At 67.1% G+C, this 18,126-nt stretch carries 4 protein-coding genes; all 4 read left to right on the top strand.

What is annotated here, in order from left to right:
* The first annotated feature begins 43 nt into the window (after positions 1 to 43).
* The 4 genes from CCUG20998_RS29250 to CCUG20998_RS08440 are packed head-to-tail and all read left to right on the top strand — an operon-like array spanning position 44 to position 18,121.
* Positions 44 to 1,522, top strand: a complete 1,479-nt coding sequence (locus CCUG20998_RS29250; protein ID WP_406682455.1) for a beta-ketoacyl reductase — start codon at positions 44 to 46, stop codon at positions 1,520 to 1,522.
* On the top strand, positions 1,522 to 6,096 hold the full coding sequence (locus CCUG20998_RS08450) for a type I polyketide synthase (protein ID WP_116269099.1): 4,575 nt from the start codon (positions 1,522 to 1,524) through the stop codon (positions 6,094 to 6,096). Before CCUG20998_RS29250 ends, CCUG20998_RS08450 begins: the two co-directional genes overlap by 1 nt.
* Positions 6,096 to 12,701, top strand: coding sequence for a type I polyketide synthase (locus tag CCUG20998_RS08445; RefSeq protein ID WP_020728225.1), 6,606 nt, complete (start codon positions 6,096 to 6,098; stop codon positions 12,699 to 12,701). Before CCUG20998_RS08450 ends, CCUG20998_RS08445 begins: the two co-directional genes overlap by 1 nt.
* Complete coding sequence (locus CCUG20998_RS08440; RefSeq protein WP_036455379.1) at positions 12,701 to 18,121, top strand: type I polyketide synthase; 5,421 nt, start codon at positions 12,701 to 12,703, stop codon at positions 18,119 to 18,121. The genes CCUG20998_RS08445 and CCUG20998_RS08440 overlap by 1 nt, the downstream gene beginning before the upstream one ends.
* Positions 18,122 to 18,126 lie beyond the last annotated feature (5 nt).

Here is an 18,126-nt window from a genome sequence, read left to right as displayed (position 1 = left end):
GGCCTACCAGCTCTTCCACCAGGTGCGCCGCCTGGTCACGGTGATGACCAAGGCGTCTTTGACGGCGAAACTGTTGCTCGTTACCCGCAACGCGCAGCCGATCGCCGAGGGCGATCGCGCCAACCCCGCGCACGGAGTGCTGTGGGGCCTGGGCCGCACCATCGCCCTGGAGCACCCCGAAATTTGGCGCGGCATTATCGATTTGGACGAATCGATGCCGGCCGAGCTGGCGGCGCCGAAGATACTGGGCGAAGTCACCGGCACCGATGGCGAAGACCAGGTCGTTTACCGGTGTGGCGGTCGCCACGTGCCCCGCTTGCAGCGCCGCACGGCGCCTGCCGTGGCGCCGGTGACGCTGGACCCCAACAGCAGTCAACTCGTCATCGGCGCGACTGGTAACATCGGCCCGTACTTGATCCGCCAGCTGGCGCAGATGGGCGCCAAGACCGTTGTCGCGGTGTCGCGCAATCCCGGACAGCGACTCCAAGAACTGGCTGAAAGTCTTGCCGCAGAAGGGACCAACCTCGTCATCGAAGCTGCTGATGCCACCGACGAAGCAGCGATGACAGCGCTGTTCGACCGGTTCGGTGCCGACTTGCCGCGCCTCGAGGGGATCTACCTAGCGGCCTTTGCCGGCGGACCGGTCCTGCTCAACGAAATGACCGATGACGACGTGCGCGCCATGTTTGCACCCAAGCTCGACGCCGCGGCCCTGCTGCACCGGTTGTCGCTGAAGGTCCCGGCGCGCCACTTCGTCTTGTTCTCCTCCATCTCCGGCCTGATCGGCTCACGCTGGCTCGCCCACTACACCGCCACCAGCGGCTACCTCGACGCACTGGCCTACGCACGCCACGCCCTGGGGTTGCCGGCCACCACGGTCAACTGGGGCCTGTGGAAGTCCCTCGCCGACGCCGAGCACGACGCCAGCCAGGTCAGCGTGGGATCCGGACTACTGCCGATGCAGGACGACGTCGCCATCGGCACACTGCCGCTGCTGATGAACCAAGCCGCCGGAGTGCATTCCGTTGTGGTCGAAGCGGATTGGCCGCTGCTGGCCGCCGCCTACCGAACCCGGGGGTCCCTGCACATCGTTGACGACCTGCTGCGCGATTTCGCGGAGGCTTCGACGATTCCGGCGCGAGATTGGTCGCACCTGTCGGCGCAGGAAGTGCGCACCGAGTTTGAAGCGGGGCTACGCAAGATAGTCGCCCGCGAGCTGCGGGTTTCGGAGTCAGATCTGGAAACCGACCGGCCGCTTGCCGAACTGGGGCTCAATTCCCTGATGGCGATGGCGATTCGGCGCGAGGCCGAGATGTTCGTGGGTATCGAGTTGTCGGCAACCATGCTGTTCAATCACCCGACTGTCGCATCACTTGCCAGCTATCTCGCTAACCGTGTTGCGCCACAAGATAATTTAAGTAACGACCAGATGGCCGAATTGTCCGCTTCAGCGGGAAGCACATTGGACAGCCTGTTCGACCGCATCGAGTCGTCTTCATTGCTCCCGGAGGGCCCTGGGTAATGCGATCTGTGTACAGCCGCATCTCGAGTATGACGGCTCAGCAGCGTGCTGCCCTGTCCGAGGAGTTCTCCCGGGCCTCACGCACCACCACGGCAGAGCCCGTGGCGGTCGTGGGTATCGGCTGCCGTTTTCCGGGGAACGTAACGGGCCCCGACAGCTTCTGGGACCTGTTGGTCGAAGGCGGCAACGCCATCTCGGGGATTCCCGCGGAGCGCTGGGACGCGGACGACTATTACCACCCCGACCCGTTGACGCCCGGGCACATGACCACCAAGTGGGGCGCCTTCGTAGCAGACATCGCCGGATTCGACGCCGAATTCTTCGGCATCACCCCGCGCGAAGCGGCGTCGATGGACCCGCAACAGCGGATGCTGCTCGAGGTCACCTGGGAAGCCCTCGAACATGCCGGCATTCCAACGGAATCCCTCGCCGGCACGCGAACCGCGGTCATGATGGGCGTCTACTTCAACGAGTACCAATCCATGTTGGCGTCCAGCCGCGAAAACGTGGACGCCTACACCGGAACCGGCAACTCGCACAGCATCACCGCCGGGCGGATCTCCTACCTGCTGGGGCTGCGTGGCCCGGCCGCGGCAATCGACACGGCCTGCTCGTCGTCCTTGTCGGCGATCCACCTGGCGTGCCAAAGCCTGCGCCTGCGCGAAACCGATCTGGCACTGGCGGGCGGGGTCAGCGCGACCCTGCGCCCGGAGACCCAGATCGCCATCTCGGCGTGGGGTCTGCTCTCACCGGAAGGCCGGTGCGCCACCTTCGATGCGGCCGCCGACGGGTTCGTCCGTGGTGAAGGTGCCGGGGTTGTGGTGCTCAAGCGTCTTACCGACGCGCTACGTGACCAGGATCAGATACTGGCGGTGGTGCGCGGTTCCGCGGTCAACCAGGACGGGCGCTCCAACGGCATCACGGCACCGAACACGGCCGCCCAGTGCGATGTGATCGCCGACGCGTTGCGCTCGGCCGATGTCGCGCCGGAGAGTGTGCACTACGTGGAGACCCACGGCACCGGAACCCAACTCGGGGACCCGATCGAGTTCGAGGCGCTGGCGGCCACCTATGGCCTCATCAAAGGCCAGGATGGCGACTCGTGCGCGCTGGGAGCCGTCAAGACCAACATCGGTCACCTCGAGGCCGCATCCGGCGTGGCCGGGTTCATCAAGGCGGTACTGGCCGTGCAACACGGCCAAATCCCCCCGAACCTGCACTTCTCACAATGGAATCCGGCCATCGACGCGGCATCGACGCGGCTTTTCGTTCCGCTCGACAACATTGCTTGGCCGTCAGATTCGGGTCCACGACGGGCGGCGGTTTCCTCCTTCGGCCTGGGCGGGACGAATGCGCATGCAATCGTCGAGCAGGGTCCGGAACTGTCGCCAGCCAACCGGCGCGGCACCGACGATGAGGTCACGACGCTGGTGGTGGCGGGTAAGACGCCGGCGCGGGTGGCTGCGACGGCCGGGATGCTGGCCGATTGGATGGAGGGCCCGGGCGCCGAGGTGGCGCTGGCCGATGTGGCCCACACGCTCAACCATCACCGTTCCCGGCAGGCCAGGTTCGGCACCGTGGTGGCCCGGGAACGCGCCCAAGCGGTGGCCGGACTACGCGCGCTGGCCGCCAGCCAACACGCCCCCGGCGTGGTCAACCCAGCCGACGCCCCGCCCGAGCCGGGCACCGTGTTCGTCTACTCCGGCCGCGGATCGCAGTGGGCCGGAATGGGCCGCCAACTGCTGGCCGACGAACCCGCCTTCGCCGCAGCCGTCGCCGAACTGGAACCGGTATTCGTGGCCGAAGCCGGGTTCTCCCTGCACGACGTCCTGGCCAACGGAACAGAACTAGTCGGGATCGAACAGATCCAGCTAGGCCTGATCGGCATGCAGCTCACCCTCACCGAGCTGTGGCGCTCCTACGGAATCCAGCCCGACCTGGTCATCGGCCACTCCATGGGCGAGGTCGCCGCCGCCGTGGTCGCCGGAGCACTGACCCCCGCCGAAGGATTGCGGGTGACCGCCGTGCGCTCGCGGCTGATGGCCCCACTGTCCGGACAAGGCACCATGGCCCTCCTCGGCCTCGACGCGTCCCAGACCGAGGCGCTGATCGCCGACTACCCACAGGTCACGCTGGGCATCTACAACTCGCCGCGCCAGACCGTGATCTCCGGGCCCACCGACCAGATCGACGAGTTGATCACCGTCGTACGCGCCCGAGACCGTTTCGCCACCCGAGTCAACATCGAAGTGGCCCCACACAACCCGGCCATGGATGCGCTGCAACCCCAGATGCGTTCGGAACTAGCGGATCTGGCGCCGCGGACCCCAACAATCCCGATCATCTCCACCACCTACGCGGACCTGGGCGCCGCCCGCGAATCCGGCCCGACCTTCGACGCCGAGCACTGGGCCATCAACATGCGCAACCCAGTGCACTTCCAACAAGCCATCACCGCAGCGGCAACCGACAAGCACAACTTCATCGAAATCAGCGCACACCCGCTGTTGACCCAAGCGATCCTGGAAACCCTGCACGCCGTGCAGCCCGGAAGCAAGCACACCTGCTTGGGGACCCTGCAACGCGACAGCGACGACACCATCGTCTTTCGCACCAACCTCAACACCGTGCGCACCGCCCCACCCCAAACCCCCCACCCCCCCGAACCACACCCCCAAATCCCCACCACACCCTGGCACCACACCCACCACTGGATCGACAACGCGGCCTCGAGTTCACCCGCGCTGTCGCGGTCGGAGTCTCGAGACGGTACCGGGGCTGCGTTGGATACCCGCTGGTCACCGGAGAGCGGCAGCCTCCTCGACGAGTGGTCCCACAAGGTTGTGTGGGCGGCGCAGTCCTTGCCGGACACGCCGAGTGCGCAGACCGCGGTCAACGGCCGGTGGCTGGTGCTGGGCAATGCCGACCTGGCCGCCGAACTGGGTCGTGGCGCGGACGTGCTGGACAGCGATAGCGAGCCGGCCGCGTTGGCCCGGGCGCTCAGCGATGTCGACTACGTGCTCTACGCGCCGCCGGTCCCCGCCGACCCGCTCGATGTCGGAGAGGCCTACCAGCTGTTCCACCAGGTGCGCCGCCTCGCCACGGCGATGATCGCCAACGGCTCACCGGCCAAGTTGCTCATCGCCACCCGTAACGCCCAGCCGATCGCCGAAGGCGATCCCGCGAACCCCAGCCATGGCGTGTTGTGGGGTCTGGGCCGCACCATAACCCTCGAGCACCCCGAAATCTGGGGCGCAATCATTGATTTCGACAACTCGGTGCCGGCCCAGGTGGTCGCGCGCCAGGTGTTGGACGAAGCCGACGCCACCGACTCGGAGGACCAGGTGGTCTACCGGTCGGGGGTGCGCCACGTTCCCCGGTTGCGCAGACACTCCCTCGCCGCGCAACCGGTCGCGCTGGATGCCGGCGCTAGCCAATTGGTGATCGGCGCCACCGGTAACATCGGGCCGCACCTGATCAACCAGCTCGCCGAGATGGGCGCCAAGACCATCGTCGCCGTATCGCGCAATCCCGGTCAGCGGCTGCAGAAGTTGGCTGAAAACCTTGGCGCAGAAGGGGTTAACCTCGTCATCGCGGCCGCTGATGCCACCGATGAAGCCGCGATGACCGCGTTGTTCGACCGGTTCGGTGCCGACTTGCCACCGCTGGAAGGCATCTATCTGGCCGCCTTCGCGGGCCAGCCCGTGCTGCTCACCGAGATGACAAACGACGACGTGACGGCCATGTTTGCGCCCAAACTCGACGCCGCTGCCCTACTGCACCGGCTGTCGCTGAAGGTCCCGGTGCGTCACTTCGTCTTGTTCTCCTCCATCTCCGGCCTGATCGGCTCACGCTGGCTAGCCCACTACACCGCCACCAGCGGCTACCTCGACGCACTGGCTTACGCGCGCCGGGTGATGGGGTTGCCGGCCACCACGGTCAACTGGGGCCTGTGGAAGTCCCTCGCCGACGCCGAGCACGATGCCAGCCAGGTCAGCCTCGGCTCCGGGCTGGTGCCCATGCAGGACGACGTCGCCATCGGCGCATTGCCGCTGGTGATGAGCCAAGCCGCCGGAGTGCATTCGGTAGTCGTGGCGGCGGATTGGCCGCTGCTGGCCGCCGCCTACCGAACCCGCGGGTCGCTGCGCATCGTCGATGATGTGCTGCCGGTCTCGGACGAGACGACGGTGCTGGAAAGCGAATTCCGTGTCGCCCTGCGCAACTGTGCACCGGAGCGTCGCCACGACATGCTGCACGACCAGGTGGCAATGCTTGCCGCCAACGTGATGGGTTTACATGCGGGCGAATCGCTGGATCCCTCCACGGGCTTCTTCCAGCTCGGGATGGACTCATTGATGAGCGTGACGCTGCAGCGGGCGCTGTCGGACAGCCTCGGCGAGTTCCTGCCGCCGTCGGTGGTTTTCGACTACCCGACCGTTTACAGCCTTACCGACTATCTGGCGACTATCCTGCCCGAGCTGGAGACCGACGATGAGTCGACAGCCGATGTTTACGACGAACTGACCGAAGCCGAACTATTGGAACAGCTTTCGCAGAGGCTGCGAGGAACCTGATGACCGCGACACCGGACCGCAGAGCGGTCATAACCGATGCGCTGCGCAAGATCGATGACCTCAGCGCGCGCCTGGAAATCGCCGAAAAGGCGGGCACCGAGCCAATCGCAGTGGTTGGCATGGGGTGCCGATTCCCTGGTGGAGTCGACAACCCGGAACAGTTTTGGGACTTGCTGCACGAAGGCCGCAGCGGCATCGTCCGGGTTCCCTCCCAGCGGTGGGACGCCGACGCCCTCTACACCGACGACCACACCCTTGCGGGAACGATCTGTAATCGCGAAGGCGGCTTCCTCTCGACATGGGAGCCTAGTGAATTCGATGCGGAGTTCTTCTCCATCCCGCCGCGCGAGGCGGCGGCGATGGACCCGCAACAACGGTTGTTCCTCGAAGTTGCCTGGGAAGCCCTGGAAAACGCGGGAATCCCGCCGCAGACCATTCGCGGCACCCAGACCGGGGTTTTCGTCGGCGTAACGGCCTATGACTACATGCTGATGATGTCGGGCGCCGTGCGAGCCGAAGAACTGGACGCCTACCTGCTCACCGGGAACTCGGCGAACTTCGCTGCCGGACGAACCGCCTATCTGCTCGGGGCCCGGGGTCCCGCCATGGTCCTGGACACGGCGTGCTCGTCGTCGTTGGTGGCCATCCACCTGGCCTGCCAAAGCCTGCGCTGGCGCGAAACCGACATGGCCTTGGTCGGCGGGACCAACCTGCTGCTCAGCCCCGGAACCAGCATCGCCTGCTCCCGGTGGGGCATGCTGTCGCCGGAGGGGCAATGCAAGACCTTCGACGCGGACGCCGACGGGTACGTGCGCAGCGAAGGCGCTGGCGTGGTGGTGCTCAAGCGGTTGTCCGACGCGCAGCGCGACGGCAATCGGATCCTCGCCGTGGTGCGCGGTTCGGCGGTCAACCAGGACGGCGCCAGCAGTGGCGTGACGGTTCCCAATGGCCCGGCCCAGCAAGCGCTGCTGGCGCAGGCGCTCGATTCGGCCAAGTTGACGCCGGCCGACATCGACTACATCGAGGCGCACGGAACCGGCACTCCCCTCGGCGACCCGATCGAACTCGACTCGCTGAGTAAGGTTTTCGCCGATCGGGAGGGCCGCGAGCCGCTGGTGCTCGGCGCGGTCAAGACCAACCTCGGCCACCTGGAGGCCGCGGCCGGGATCGCCGGATTCATGAAGTCGGTGCTGGCCGTCGGACACGGCCGTATTCCACGCAACTTGAACTTCCGCCAGCTCACTCCCCACGCCAGTGAAGGCGTGTCGCGGCTGACCATTGCCACCGAGGAAATGGAATGGCCGGCGACCGATCAACCGCGCCGGGCCGGCGTGTCGTCGTTCGGTGTCAGCGGGACCAATGCGCACGTGGTGATCGAGCAGGCCCCGGATCCGGCGCCGGTGCCGCGAGACGCTGCTCCGGCGGTGTCGACGCTGGTGGTGTCGGGTAAGACGGCGCAGCGGGTGGCCGCAACGGCCGCTGCGCTGGCCGATTGGATGGAAGGCCCCGGTAGCGAGGTGCCACTGAGCGATGTGGCCCACACGCTCAACCATCACCGCGCCCGCCAACCCAAATTTGCCACGGTGGCCGCCGTCGACCGCGAGCAAGCCATCACGGGGTTGCGTGCGCTGGCCGCCGGCGAGCCGGCCACCGGCGTAGTCGGCTGCCCCGAGAAACCGCTCGGGCCCGGCACCGTGTTCGTGTACTCGGGTCGCGGGTCGCAGTGGGCCGGAATGGGCCGTCAACTTCTCGCCGACGAACCCGCATTCGCCGCGGCGATCGCCGAACTGGAACCGGTGTTCCTGGCCGAGGCCGGGTTTTCGCTCCACGACGTGATCGCCGACGGAAAAGAACTGGAAGGCATCGAACAGATCCAGCTGGGTCTGATCGGGATGCAGTTGGCGCTCACCGCGCTGTGGCGCCACTACGGGGTTACACCCGATCTGGTGATCGGCCATTCCATGGGTGAAGTGGCAGCCGCGGTGGTGGCCGGTGCCTTGACACCGGCCGAGGGCCTGCGGGTGACCGCGACCCGGTCCCGGCTGATGGCACCGCTGTCGGGCCAGGGCACCATGGCGATGCTCGAACTGGACGCCACGGCTACCGAGGCACTGATCGCTGGCTACCCCGAGGTCACGTTGGCCATCTACGCCTCGCCACGCCAAACCGTCATCGCGGGCCCGCCCCAGATGATCGACGAACTCATCGAGCAGGTACGCGCGCAGAACCGCTTCGCCGGCCGGGTCAATATCGAAGTGGCCCCGCACAACCCGGCGATGGATGCCCTGCAGCCCCTGATGCGGTCCGAGTTGGCCGACCTCACCCCACGGCCGCCCTCCATTCCGATCATCTCAACCACCTATGAGGATCTGGAAAGTCGCCCGGCCTTCGACGCCGAGCACTGGGCCACCAACATGCGCAACCCGGTGCGCTTCCAGCAGGCCATCACCCATGCCTTCAACGGCGCCGACACCGCCCACCACACCTTCATCGAGATCAGCGCACACCCGCTGTTGACACACGCCATCAGCGAGACCCTGGCCGCAAGCCAGGACAGCGCCCAAGGCGAAACCGATTCCGGTGCGAGTTATCTGAGCATCGGCACCCTGCAGCGCGATGCGCATGACACCCTGACGTTCCACACCAACTTCAACGCGACCCACACCACCCGCGGACCCCAGACGCCGCACCCTGCCGAACCGCACCCGGTGCTCCCCACCACCCCCTGGCAACACGGCCAGCACTGGATTTCCAGCACGACCGCGTCTCGCTATGCGACCGGATCCCACCCACTGCTCGGCATCGGTGTCACCGATCCCACCAATGGCACCCGGGTATGGGAATCCCAGCTGGGCCCGGATCTGCTGTGGCTCGGAGATCACGTCATCGACGACCTTTGCGTGCTGCCGGGGTCGGCCTACGCCGAGGTCGCGCTGGCAGCAGCGATGGACACCTTCAAAGACGCTGAAGGCGACCAGGGTTCGGCAGACCCAGCCGGCCCGGACGGTTCGGTGGCCTCAAACGCGCATCAGCCCTGGGTGATTCGTGAACTGAGCCTCCATCAACTGCTCCACGTCACCGACGGCACCGAACTTGTCACCACCCTCACCGGGGACGAGCACACCTGCCGGATCGAAATCAGCACCCAAAGCGGCGCTTCGGGGTGGGTCAAGCACGCCTCCGCGACACTCGCGCGCCACGACGCCTCCGATAGCGACGCACCGCGACCGGCGGTCGAGGAAGCGGGCGCCCCAACCGACGAACTCGACCCGGAGCAGCTCTATCAGCGGCTCCGCGGTGCCGGGCAACAGCACGGACCCGCGTTTCGCGGAATCGTCGGCCTCGCCGTCACCGAGTCGGGTGCGGCCCGTGCGGAAGTGCGGCTCCCCTCTTCGGCCAGGATCGGTTACCGCGGCTTCGCGCTACACCCGGTGATGATGGATATCGCGGTGCAGACCCTCGGGGCCACCCGGATGGCCCTCGAACTCGCCGAACAGCAGGATTCTGGCCACACCCTGGTGCTGCCAATACGTTTCGCGGGTATCCACGTGTACGGCGACATCGCCGAGGGAGTCCGCGCGATCGGCTCGCTCGCCGCCACCGATCGCCCGGATCGCCTCGTGGGCCGAGTGACCCTGGTTGATCCCGATGGCCAGCCGCTGCTGGTCATCGACGAGGTGGAGATGGCGGTGCTGGGGTCCAGCGCCAGCCCGACCGAACTCACCAGCCGCCTGTTCACTCTGGAATGGGAGCCAAAACCCCTCGACCAAACCGCCGCCACACCCGGTGCCGTGTTGTTGATCGGTGACCTCGGCGCCGACGACCGGCTGTTGCCGGCCCTGCAGACGTCGCTGACCGGCAGCGCCGCCGAGCTGGACGTGGTGTCGCCGGCCGACGCAGCCAAGCTGCGCGCGGCCATCACCCGAACCGATGTCCGGTGGCAAGACATCGTCGTGGTCTGTCCGCCACGGGCCGTCGATGAGGCCCTGCCGCAGGACGCTCAACTGGACCTGACCCAGCAGCGCACGCTGATGATCGCCGACGTGGCACAGACCGTGACGCGGATGGGGGCCCGGAACAGCCCACGACTGTGGATCGTCACCCGGGGCGCACAACAACTGAGTCCGGCCGACGAGGTCACCCTGGCACAGACACAGCTTCGAGGAATCGCGCGCGTGCTCACCTTCGAGCACCCGGAACTCAAGACCACCCTCGTCGACATCGAGGGCGACGGCGAGGGCTCACTTGCCGCCCTGACCCAAGAGTTGCTCGCCGGCGCGGACGACGACGAAATCTCGCTTCGGGACGGACAACGCTATGTCCACCGACTGGTGGCCGCACCGACGGTTGGCACCGGCGATCTCGAACTCGAATCTCGCCGCACCGTGGTAAATCTGGACGCCGGCGGGGCGGTACAGCTGCGGACCGATCAACCCGGACGGCTGGACTCGCTGACCGTGCATCAGGTGAAACGATGCCGGCCTCAAGGCGATCAGGTGGAGGTTCGTGTCGCCGCCGCCGGGCTCAACTTCAGCGATGTGCTCAAGGCGATGGGCGTCTACCCGGGACTCGACGGTGCGGCTCCGGTGATCGGCGGCGAGTGTGTCGGCTACGTGACTGCCATCGGCGACGACGTCGACTCGCTCGAGATCGGGCAGCGCGTGATCGCCTTCGGCCCAGGCACATTCGGATCGCATCTGGGCACGATTGCCGATCTCGTCGTCCCGATCCCCGACACGTTGCCCGATAACGAGGCGGCCACCTTCGGCATCGCCTATCTCACCGCGTGGCACTCGTTGTGCGAGGTCGGGCGGCTGTCCCCCGGCGAACGCGTGCTGATCCACTCCGCCACCGGCGGGGTCGGAATGGCAGCGGTGTCGATCGCGAAGATGATCGGCGCGCGCATCTACACGACGGCCGGCTCGGATGCCAAACGCGAAATGCTGTCCAGCCTGGGCGTCGACTACGTCGGCGACTCGCGCACCGTGGACTTCGCCGACGAAATTCTGGAGCTCACAGACGGCTACGGTGTCGACATCGTTCTCAACTCGCTGGCCGGCGAGGCGATTCAGCGCGGCGTGCAGATACTGGCCCCTGGCGGCCGGTTTATCGAACTGGGCAAGAAGGACGTCCACGCCAACGCCAACCTGGGATTGGCCGCGCTGGCGAAGAGCGCGTCGTTCTCGGTGGTTGACCTGGACCTGAATCTGAAGCTGCAGCCGGCCAAGTACCGCGAACTTCTGCAGGAAATACTCGAGCATGTGGCCGATGGCACGCTGGAAGTGCTTCCGGTCACCGAATTCGGTCTGCGCGATGCGGCCGACGGATTTCGGCTCATGGCCTCCGGTAAGCACACCGGCAAGATCGTCATCTCGATCCCCGATGGCGGCACTGTCGAGGCGATCGCCTCGCCGCCACCGGAGCCGTTGGTCAGCCCGGAGGGCGGCTACCTCATCGTGGGCGGCATGGGCGGTTTGGGTTTCGTGGTCGCGCGGTGGCTGGCCGAGCAGGGCGCGGGTTTGATTGTGCTGAACGGACGTTCGGAGCCCAGCGACGACGTTCGGGCGGCCATCGCGGATCTGAGCTCCGGTGGCACCCGGATCGAGGTCGTCACCGGCGACATCGCCGAGCCCGGCACCGCCGAACGGCTGGTGCAGACGGTGCAGAACACCGGCTTCCGGCTGGCCGGAGTCCTGCACAGCGCGATGGTGCTCGACGACGAGATTGTCTTGAACATGTCGGAATCGGCCGCGCGCCGGGTGTTCACTCCGAAAGTCGCCGGTAGCTGGCGGCTGCACGAGGCCACCGCCGACCTCGACCTCGATTGGTGGCTGACCTTCTCGTCGGTGGCTTCCCTGCTCGGGGCGCCCGGTCAGGGTTCCTACGCCGCCGCGAACTCGTTCGTCGACGGCCTGGTCGCCTATCGCCGTTCGCTCGGACTGCCCGCCGTGGGAATCAACTGGGGCCCGTGGGCCGAAGTCGGCCGCGCCCAGTTCTTCGCCGACCTCGGTGTCTCGATGATCACCGTCGAGCAGGGACTGGCGGCAATGCAGCTGGTGCTATCGGCAGACCGGGCACGCACCGGCGTGTTCATTCTCGACGCCCGGCAGTGGTTCCAATCCTTCCCGGCCGCAGCGGGTTCGTCGCTGTTCTCGAAGCTGCAGGAGTCGACCACGCCGGAACGCCGTGCTGGCGGCGCGATCCGTGCGGAATTGGATGCGTTGGAGGGTGCGGCCGCCGCCGAGCGTCCCGCCCGGCTCGCGGCCGCGATCGCCGGCGAGATCCGGGCGGTGCTGCGCTCAACCGAGCCGATCGACGTCGACCGGCCGATGGAGTCCCTCGGTCTGGACTCGCTGATGGCCCTCGAGTTGCGCAACAGGCTCGAAGCGAGCCTGGGCACCACGTTGCCGGCGGCTTTGGTCTGGGCATACCCGACCATCACCGATCTTGCCGGCGCGTTGTGCGAACGCCTGGGCTATGCGCAGCTAGCCGATGTCGAGCAGACGCCCGACGCGGAGGCGGCACTGTCGGACGAAGAAATGGAATTGCTGTCCGACCTCGTGGCAGCAAGCGAGCTGGAAACGGCAACGGGGAGCAGCGAGTAATGACAAGTCTTGCCGAACGCGCGGCACAGATGTCACCGAAGGCGCGCGAGGTCCTCGCGCGTGAACTTGTGCGGGCGGGAACGGCGTTCCCGACGGATATCGCCGAGCCGGTGGCAGTGGTTGGGATCGGTTGCCGGTTGCCGGGGAATGTCTCGGGGCCGGACAGCTTTTGGCAGCTGCTGGTAGACGGCAGGGACGCCGTCGACGAGGTGCCGGCCGATCGATGGGACGCGGACGCGTTCTATGACCCCGATCCGCGGGCACCGGGGCGGATGACGACGAAGTGGGGCGGATTCATCGACGACGTCGCCGGGTTCGACGCCGACTTCTTCGGCATCACCCCGCGCGAGGCCGTGGCAATGGACCCCCAGCAGCGGGTGCTGCTCGAAGTTGCCTGGGAAGCTCTCGAGCATGCCGGCCTGCCACCGGATTCGCTGAGCGGCACCCGAACCGCGGCGGTGATGGGGTTGTCGGCGTGGGACTACACGATCGTGAACCTCGAGCGTCGCGCCGAGATCGACGCGTACATCAGCACCGGCAATCCGCACAGTGCCGCGGTGGGGCGGATTTCCTATTTGTTGGGACTGCGCGGCCCAGCCGTGGCCGTGGACACCGCGTGTTCGTCGTCTCTGGTGGCGCTGCACTTGGCTTGCCAGAGCCTGCGATTGCGCGAAAGTGACGTGGCGCTCGCGGGTGGGGTTCAGCTCATGCTGTCACCGTTCACCAGCATCGCGCTGTCCAAGTGGTCCGCCCTGTCACCGACCGGCCGGTGTAAAACCTTCGACGCCTTGGCCGACGGGTTCGTCCGCAGTGAAGGCTGCGGGGTCGTGGTGCTCAAGCGGTTGGTCGACGCCGTCCGCGATGGCGACCGCGTGCTCGCAGTGGTCCGGGGCTCGGCGATCAACCAAGACGGTCGATCCAACGGCATGACCGCGCCGAACGCGGCAGCGCAGCGTGATGTGATCGGCACGGCGTTGAAGCTGGCCGATGCGACCGCCGACAGCGTCAACTATGTCGAGACCCACGGCACTGGAACGGTGTTGGGCGATCCCATCGAATTCGAGGCGCTCGCGGCCACCTATGGCCTTGGCAAAGACAAGGGTGCGGACTCGTGCGCCCTGGGGTCGGTGAAGACCAACCTCGGTCACCTCGAGGCGGCCGCCGGGATTACCAGTTTCATCAAGGCGACGCTGGCGGTGGCGCACGGATACATTCCGCCCAATCTGCACTTTTCCCGATGGAATCCGGCCATCGACGCATCGTCAACCCGGCTGTTCGTGCCCACGCAGGGCGCGCAATGGCCCGCCGGCCTGCGCAGGGCGGCCGTTTCCTCGTTCGGCCTGAGCGGGACGAATGCGCACGTGGTGCTCGAGCAGCCCCCGGCGCCCGCGCCGACGGATCAGCCCCGTTCCGGGTTGTCGGCGTTGGTCGTCTCGGGCAAGACGCCCCAGCGGGTGGCCGCGATGGCGTCCGCCCTGGCCGACTGGGTGGACGGACCGGGAGCCCAGACGCCGCTGGCCGATGTGGCACACACGCTCAACCACCATCGGGCCCGCCATGGCAAGTTCGGCGCCGTGGTTGCGCGTGATCGAGCCGGCGCGGTCGAGGGACTGCGGGCACTGGCCGCCGGCCAGCCTGGCCCCGGAGTCCTGGGCTGCCAGGACGTCCAAAACCAGCCGGGCACCGTGTTCGTGTACTCCGGACAGGGCTCGCAGTGGGTTGGCATGGGCAGGCAGTTGTTGGCCGACGAGCCGTCATTCGCCGCAGCCATCGCCGAGCTGGAGCCCGATTTCGTTGCCCAGGCCGGCTTTTCGCTGCAGCAGACCCTCGCCGAGGGCCGCGAGGTGGTCGGCATCGACCGCATCCAGCCGGTGCTGGTGGGTATCCAACTGGCACTGACCGCACTGTGGCGCTCCTACGGCGTGACACCCGACGCGGTGGTGGGCCACTCGATGGGCGAGGTGTCCGCCGCCGTGGTAGCCGGGGCTTTGACACCGGCGGACGGGTTCAAAGTCATCGCCACCCGCTCGCGACTGATGGCGCGGCTGGCCGGCCAGGGCGCGATGGCCCTGTTGGAACTCGACTCCGATGCCGCCGAGGCTCTGATAGCCGACTACCCGCAGGTGACGCTGGCCGTGCACGCCTCGCCGCACCAGTCGGTGGTGGCCGGCCCGCCCGAGTCGGTGGACGCCGTGATCGCCGCGGTGGCCGGCCAGAATCGGCTAGCCCGACGGATCGAGGTCGATGTCGCCTCGCATCACCCCATCATCGATCCAATCCTGCCCGACTTGCGAAGCGCGCTAGCGGATTTGACTCCCCAGCCGCCCGCCATCCCGATGATCACGACCACCTGCGAGCAGCCTCAGCCGGTGCTCGACGCCGACTACTGGGCGGCCAACCTGCGCAATCCGGTGCGGTTCCACCAGGCCATCACCACCGCCGGCGCGCAACATCACACCTTTGTCGAGATCAGCCCCCACCCGCTGCTGACGCATGCCATCACCGACACGTTGGCCGCAGCCGAGAGCCGAACCCGACTGATAACCGCCACCTTGCAACGCGACGGAGACGACGCCATCACCTTCCACACAAACCTGGCGGCGGTCGGCAAAAAGCCCGCCGACGCTGTCACTGGTCAACTCGCCGACATCCCGGTGACGCCCTGGCAGCACACCCAATTCTGGGTCGAGGATCGGTCCGGGATGTCTGAATTGGTGGCTGCCCACCCGTTGCTCGGCGTGCACATCGAGGTTCCCTCTGGCCACGACCACGTCTGGCAGGCCGACGTCGGAACCAAGGCTTGCCCCTGGCTCGGCGACCACAAGGTGTTCGGTCAGGCCATCATGCCGGCGGCGGGTTTCGCCGAGATCGCGTTGGCGGCGGCCAGCGAGGCTTTCGATCTGCCGGTCGATGCCCTCTCGATCAACCAGCTCGAGATCGAACAGATGCTCGATCTGGACGAGCACACTCAGGTCACAACGCAGTTGACTCGACGGGCCGACGACAAGACGCGCATCGAGATCTATTCCCGCTCCGCCAGCGGCTGGCGCCGGCATGCCGTGGCCAAGGCCGAAACGTCCGCGCCGAGCGCGGCCCCGGTGCTGGAAGAACGCACGTCACGTCAGGACGAGACCGACATCAAACCGGCCGACCTGTACGCCCTGCTGCGCCAAGCCGGCCAGAACCATGGTCCGGCGTTTGCCGCCCTGACTCGCATTCTCCGACGGCCAGACGGATCCGTGGAAACCGAGATCACCCTTTCTGACGAGGCGCCCAGGCACCAGGGCTATCGCATCCACCCAGCAATGCTGGATGCGGCTCTGCAAAGTCTGGCGGCCGCCGTCCCCAACGACGAGTTCGCCGGGTCGGCCGAAGCCAGTTATCTGCCGGTGTCGTTCGAGACGTTGCGGGTGTACAGCAACCCCGGCCGGCATGCTCGCTGCCGGGCCCAGCTGACAAACCTCAACGACGGCGGCGCCGGGAAGCTGGGCCGAATCACCCTGACCGACGACGCGGGAAATGTGACCGTCGAGATCAACGACATCTACCTGCGTCGCGTCGAGCGCCGCAGTGTGCCGCTGCCGTTGGCGCAGAAGATCTTCGACACCGAGTGGGTGGAGAAATCCATCGCCGGCGCAGACCAACCCGATGCTCCCGGCAGTTGGCTGGTGCTCACCGACGCCAAGTCCAAGGCCGACGAGTTCGTCGCGCGGTGGAGTTCGCCGCAACGCCGGGTGATCACCGCAGACCTCGGCGATGAAGCCGCCATGCTCGCCGCGTTCGCCGAAACCGCGGGCGATCCCGAGCGGCTTCCCGTCGGTGTCGTCGTTTTCGTTGGGGGCGCGGGGAACAACTCCGGCGCTGCCGACGACGGCCGCATCAGCTATGACGGCCTGATCCAGTCCCGCGATACCGTCTGGCAGATCTCGACGGTCGTTCGCGCGATCGTCGGCACCTGGCATGGGCGGGCACCGCGGCTGTGGTTGGTCACCGAAGGCGGCCTCGTGGTTCACGACGAGCCGGGCCGCCCCGCGATCGGTGCGTTGCAGGGTCTGGTGCGGGTGCTCGCCTACGAGCACCCCGACCTGCGCGCCACCCTCGTGGACCTGGATACGGGTGCGGATTCGGTAACGAGGCTGGCCGGCGAACTCAGTTCGCCGCGTGACGACCCGAACTACGACGACGTCGTCGCTTGGCGAGATGGCCACCGATACGTCACCCAGCTGTGCCGCGCGATCCTCGACCCCGAGCCGCAGCGCGACCCGGTCATTCGCCCGGGAGCGTCCTATATCGTCACCGGCGGTCTCGGTGGTCTCGGCTTGGTTGTCGCCCGATGGCTGGTGGACAGCGGCGCGGGCCGCGTGGTTCTCAACGGCCGCAGCGAACCCTCCGATGAGCAGCGCAAAGTTCTGGCCGAGCTGGAAAGCCGGGCAGAGGTGGTCGTGGTCTGCGGCGATTCGGCCACCGAAGGCGTGGCGGAAAGTCTGGTTGCCGCGGCCGAGGACCAGCAGCGCCAGTTGCGCGGCATCGTGCACGGAGCGGCGGTCATCGACGACAGCCTGCTGTTCTCGATGACCAAGGACAGCCTCGAACGAGTGTGGGCCCCCAAGGCCGCCGGCGCGCTGCGACTGCACGACGCAACCGCGACTCGCGAACTCGACTGGTGGCTGGGATTTTCCTCTACCGCTTCGCTGTTGGGCTCCCCCGGCCAGACCGCGTACGCGTGCGCGAGCGCGTGGCTGGACGGTTTGGTTGCGTGGCGCCGGGCCGCCGGTTTGCCGGCCGCCACCATCAACTGGGGCCCGTGGTCAGAGGTGGGCGTGGCCCAAGCGCTGGTCGGCACCCCGCTGGACCCGATCACTCCAGCCGAAGGCGTGGTGGCACTGGACGCCTTGCTCGCCGCCGACCGCAGCCACACCGGCGTTGCGCGGCTGCGTTCGGACCGAGCGCTGATCGCCTTCCCCGAGATCCGCAACCTCGGTTACTTCACCCTGGTGGTCCAAGAACTCGACGCGGCCGGCGACGGCGGCGACTGGGCTGGTCCCGAGGCGCTCAAGGAAATGGACCCGGCCGAGGCACGTCAAGTCGTGACCGAGCGGTTGCACACGCGCATCGCCGCGGTGATGGGCTACGCTGACCGGTCGGCTGTCGATGCCACCATGCCGTTGACGGAGCTGGGTCTGGACTCTCTGATGGCGGTGCGTATCCGAAACACCGCACGAGCGGACTTCGGTGTGGAGCCGCCGGTGACACTGATTTTGCAAGGCGCGTCGTTGCATGACCTGACGGTCGACGTGATCCGCCAGCTCGACTTGGCCGGCGATGAGCAGACCCACGAACATGTCGACGTTGTTCGCGACCGGGCGCAGCAGCGCGCGGCAGCGCGACACGGAGCCGCGATGCGGCGGAAGCGAGGATAGAACCT

Source organism: Mycobacterium marinum, from assembly GCF_003391395.1.
In the GTDB taxonomy this organism is placed as follows: domain Bacteria; phylum Actinomycetota; class Actinomycetes; order Mycobacteriales; family Mycobacteriaceae; genus Mycobacterium; species Mycobacterium marinum.
The sequence above is the reverse complement of the archived record's forward strand: the minus strand, read 5'-3'. Positions and strand labels throughout refer to the sequence as shown.

Excerpts from the sequence above, each read along its gene's own strand:
- CCUG20998_RS29250 (WP_406682455.1), top strand. The coding sequence starts at position 44 with ATGACCAAGGCGTCTTTGACGGCGAAACTGTTGCTCGTTACCCGCAAC.
- CCUG20998_RS08450 (WP_116269099.1), top strand. The coding sequence starts at position 1,522 with ATGCGATCTGTGTACAGCCGCATCTCGAGTATGACGGCTCAGCAGCGT.
- CCUG20998_RS08445 (WP_020728225.1), top strand. The coding sequence starts at position 6,096 with ATGACCGCGACACCGGACCGCAGAGCGGTCATAACCGATGCGCTGCGC.
- CCUG20998_RS08440 (WP_036455379.1), top strand. The coding sequence starts at position 12,701 with ATGACAAGTCTTGCCGAACGCGCGGCACAGATGTCACCGAAGGCGCGC.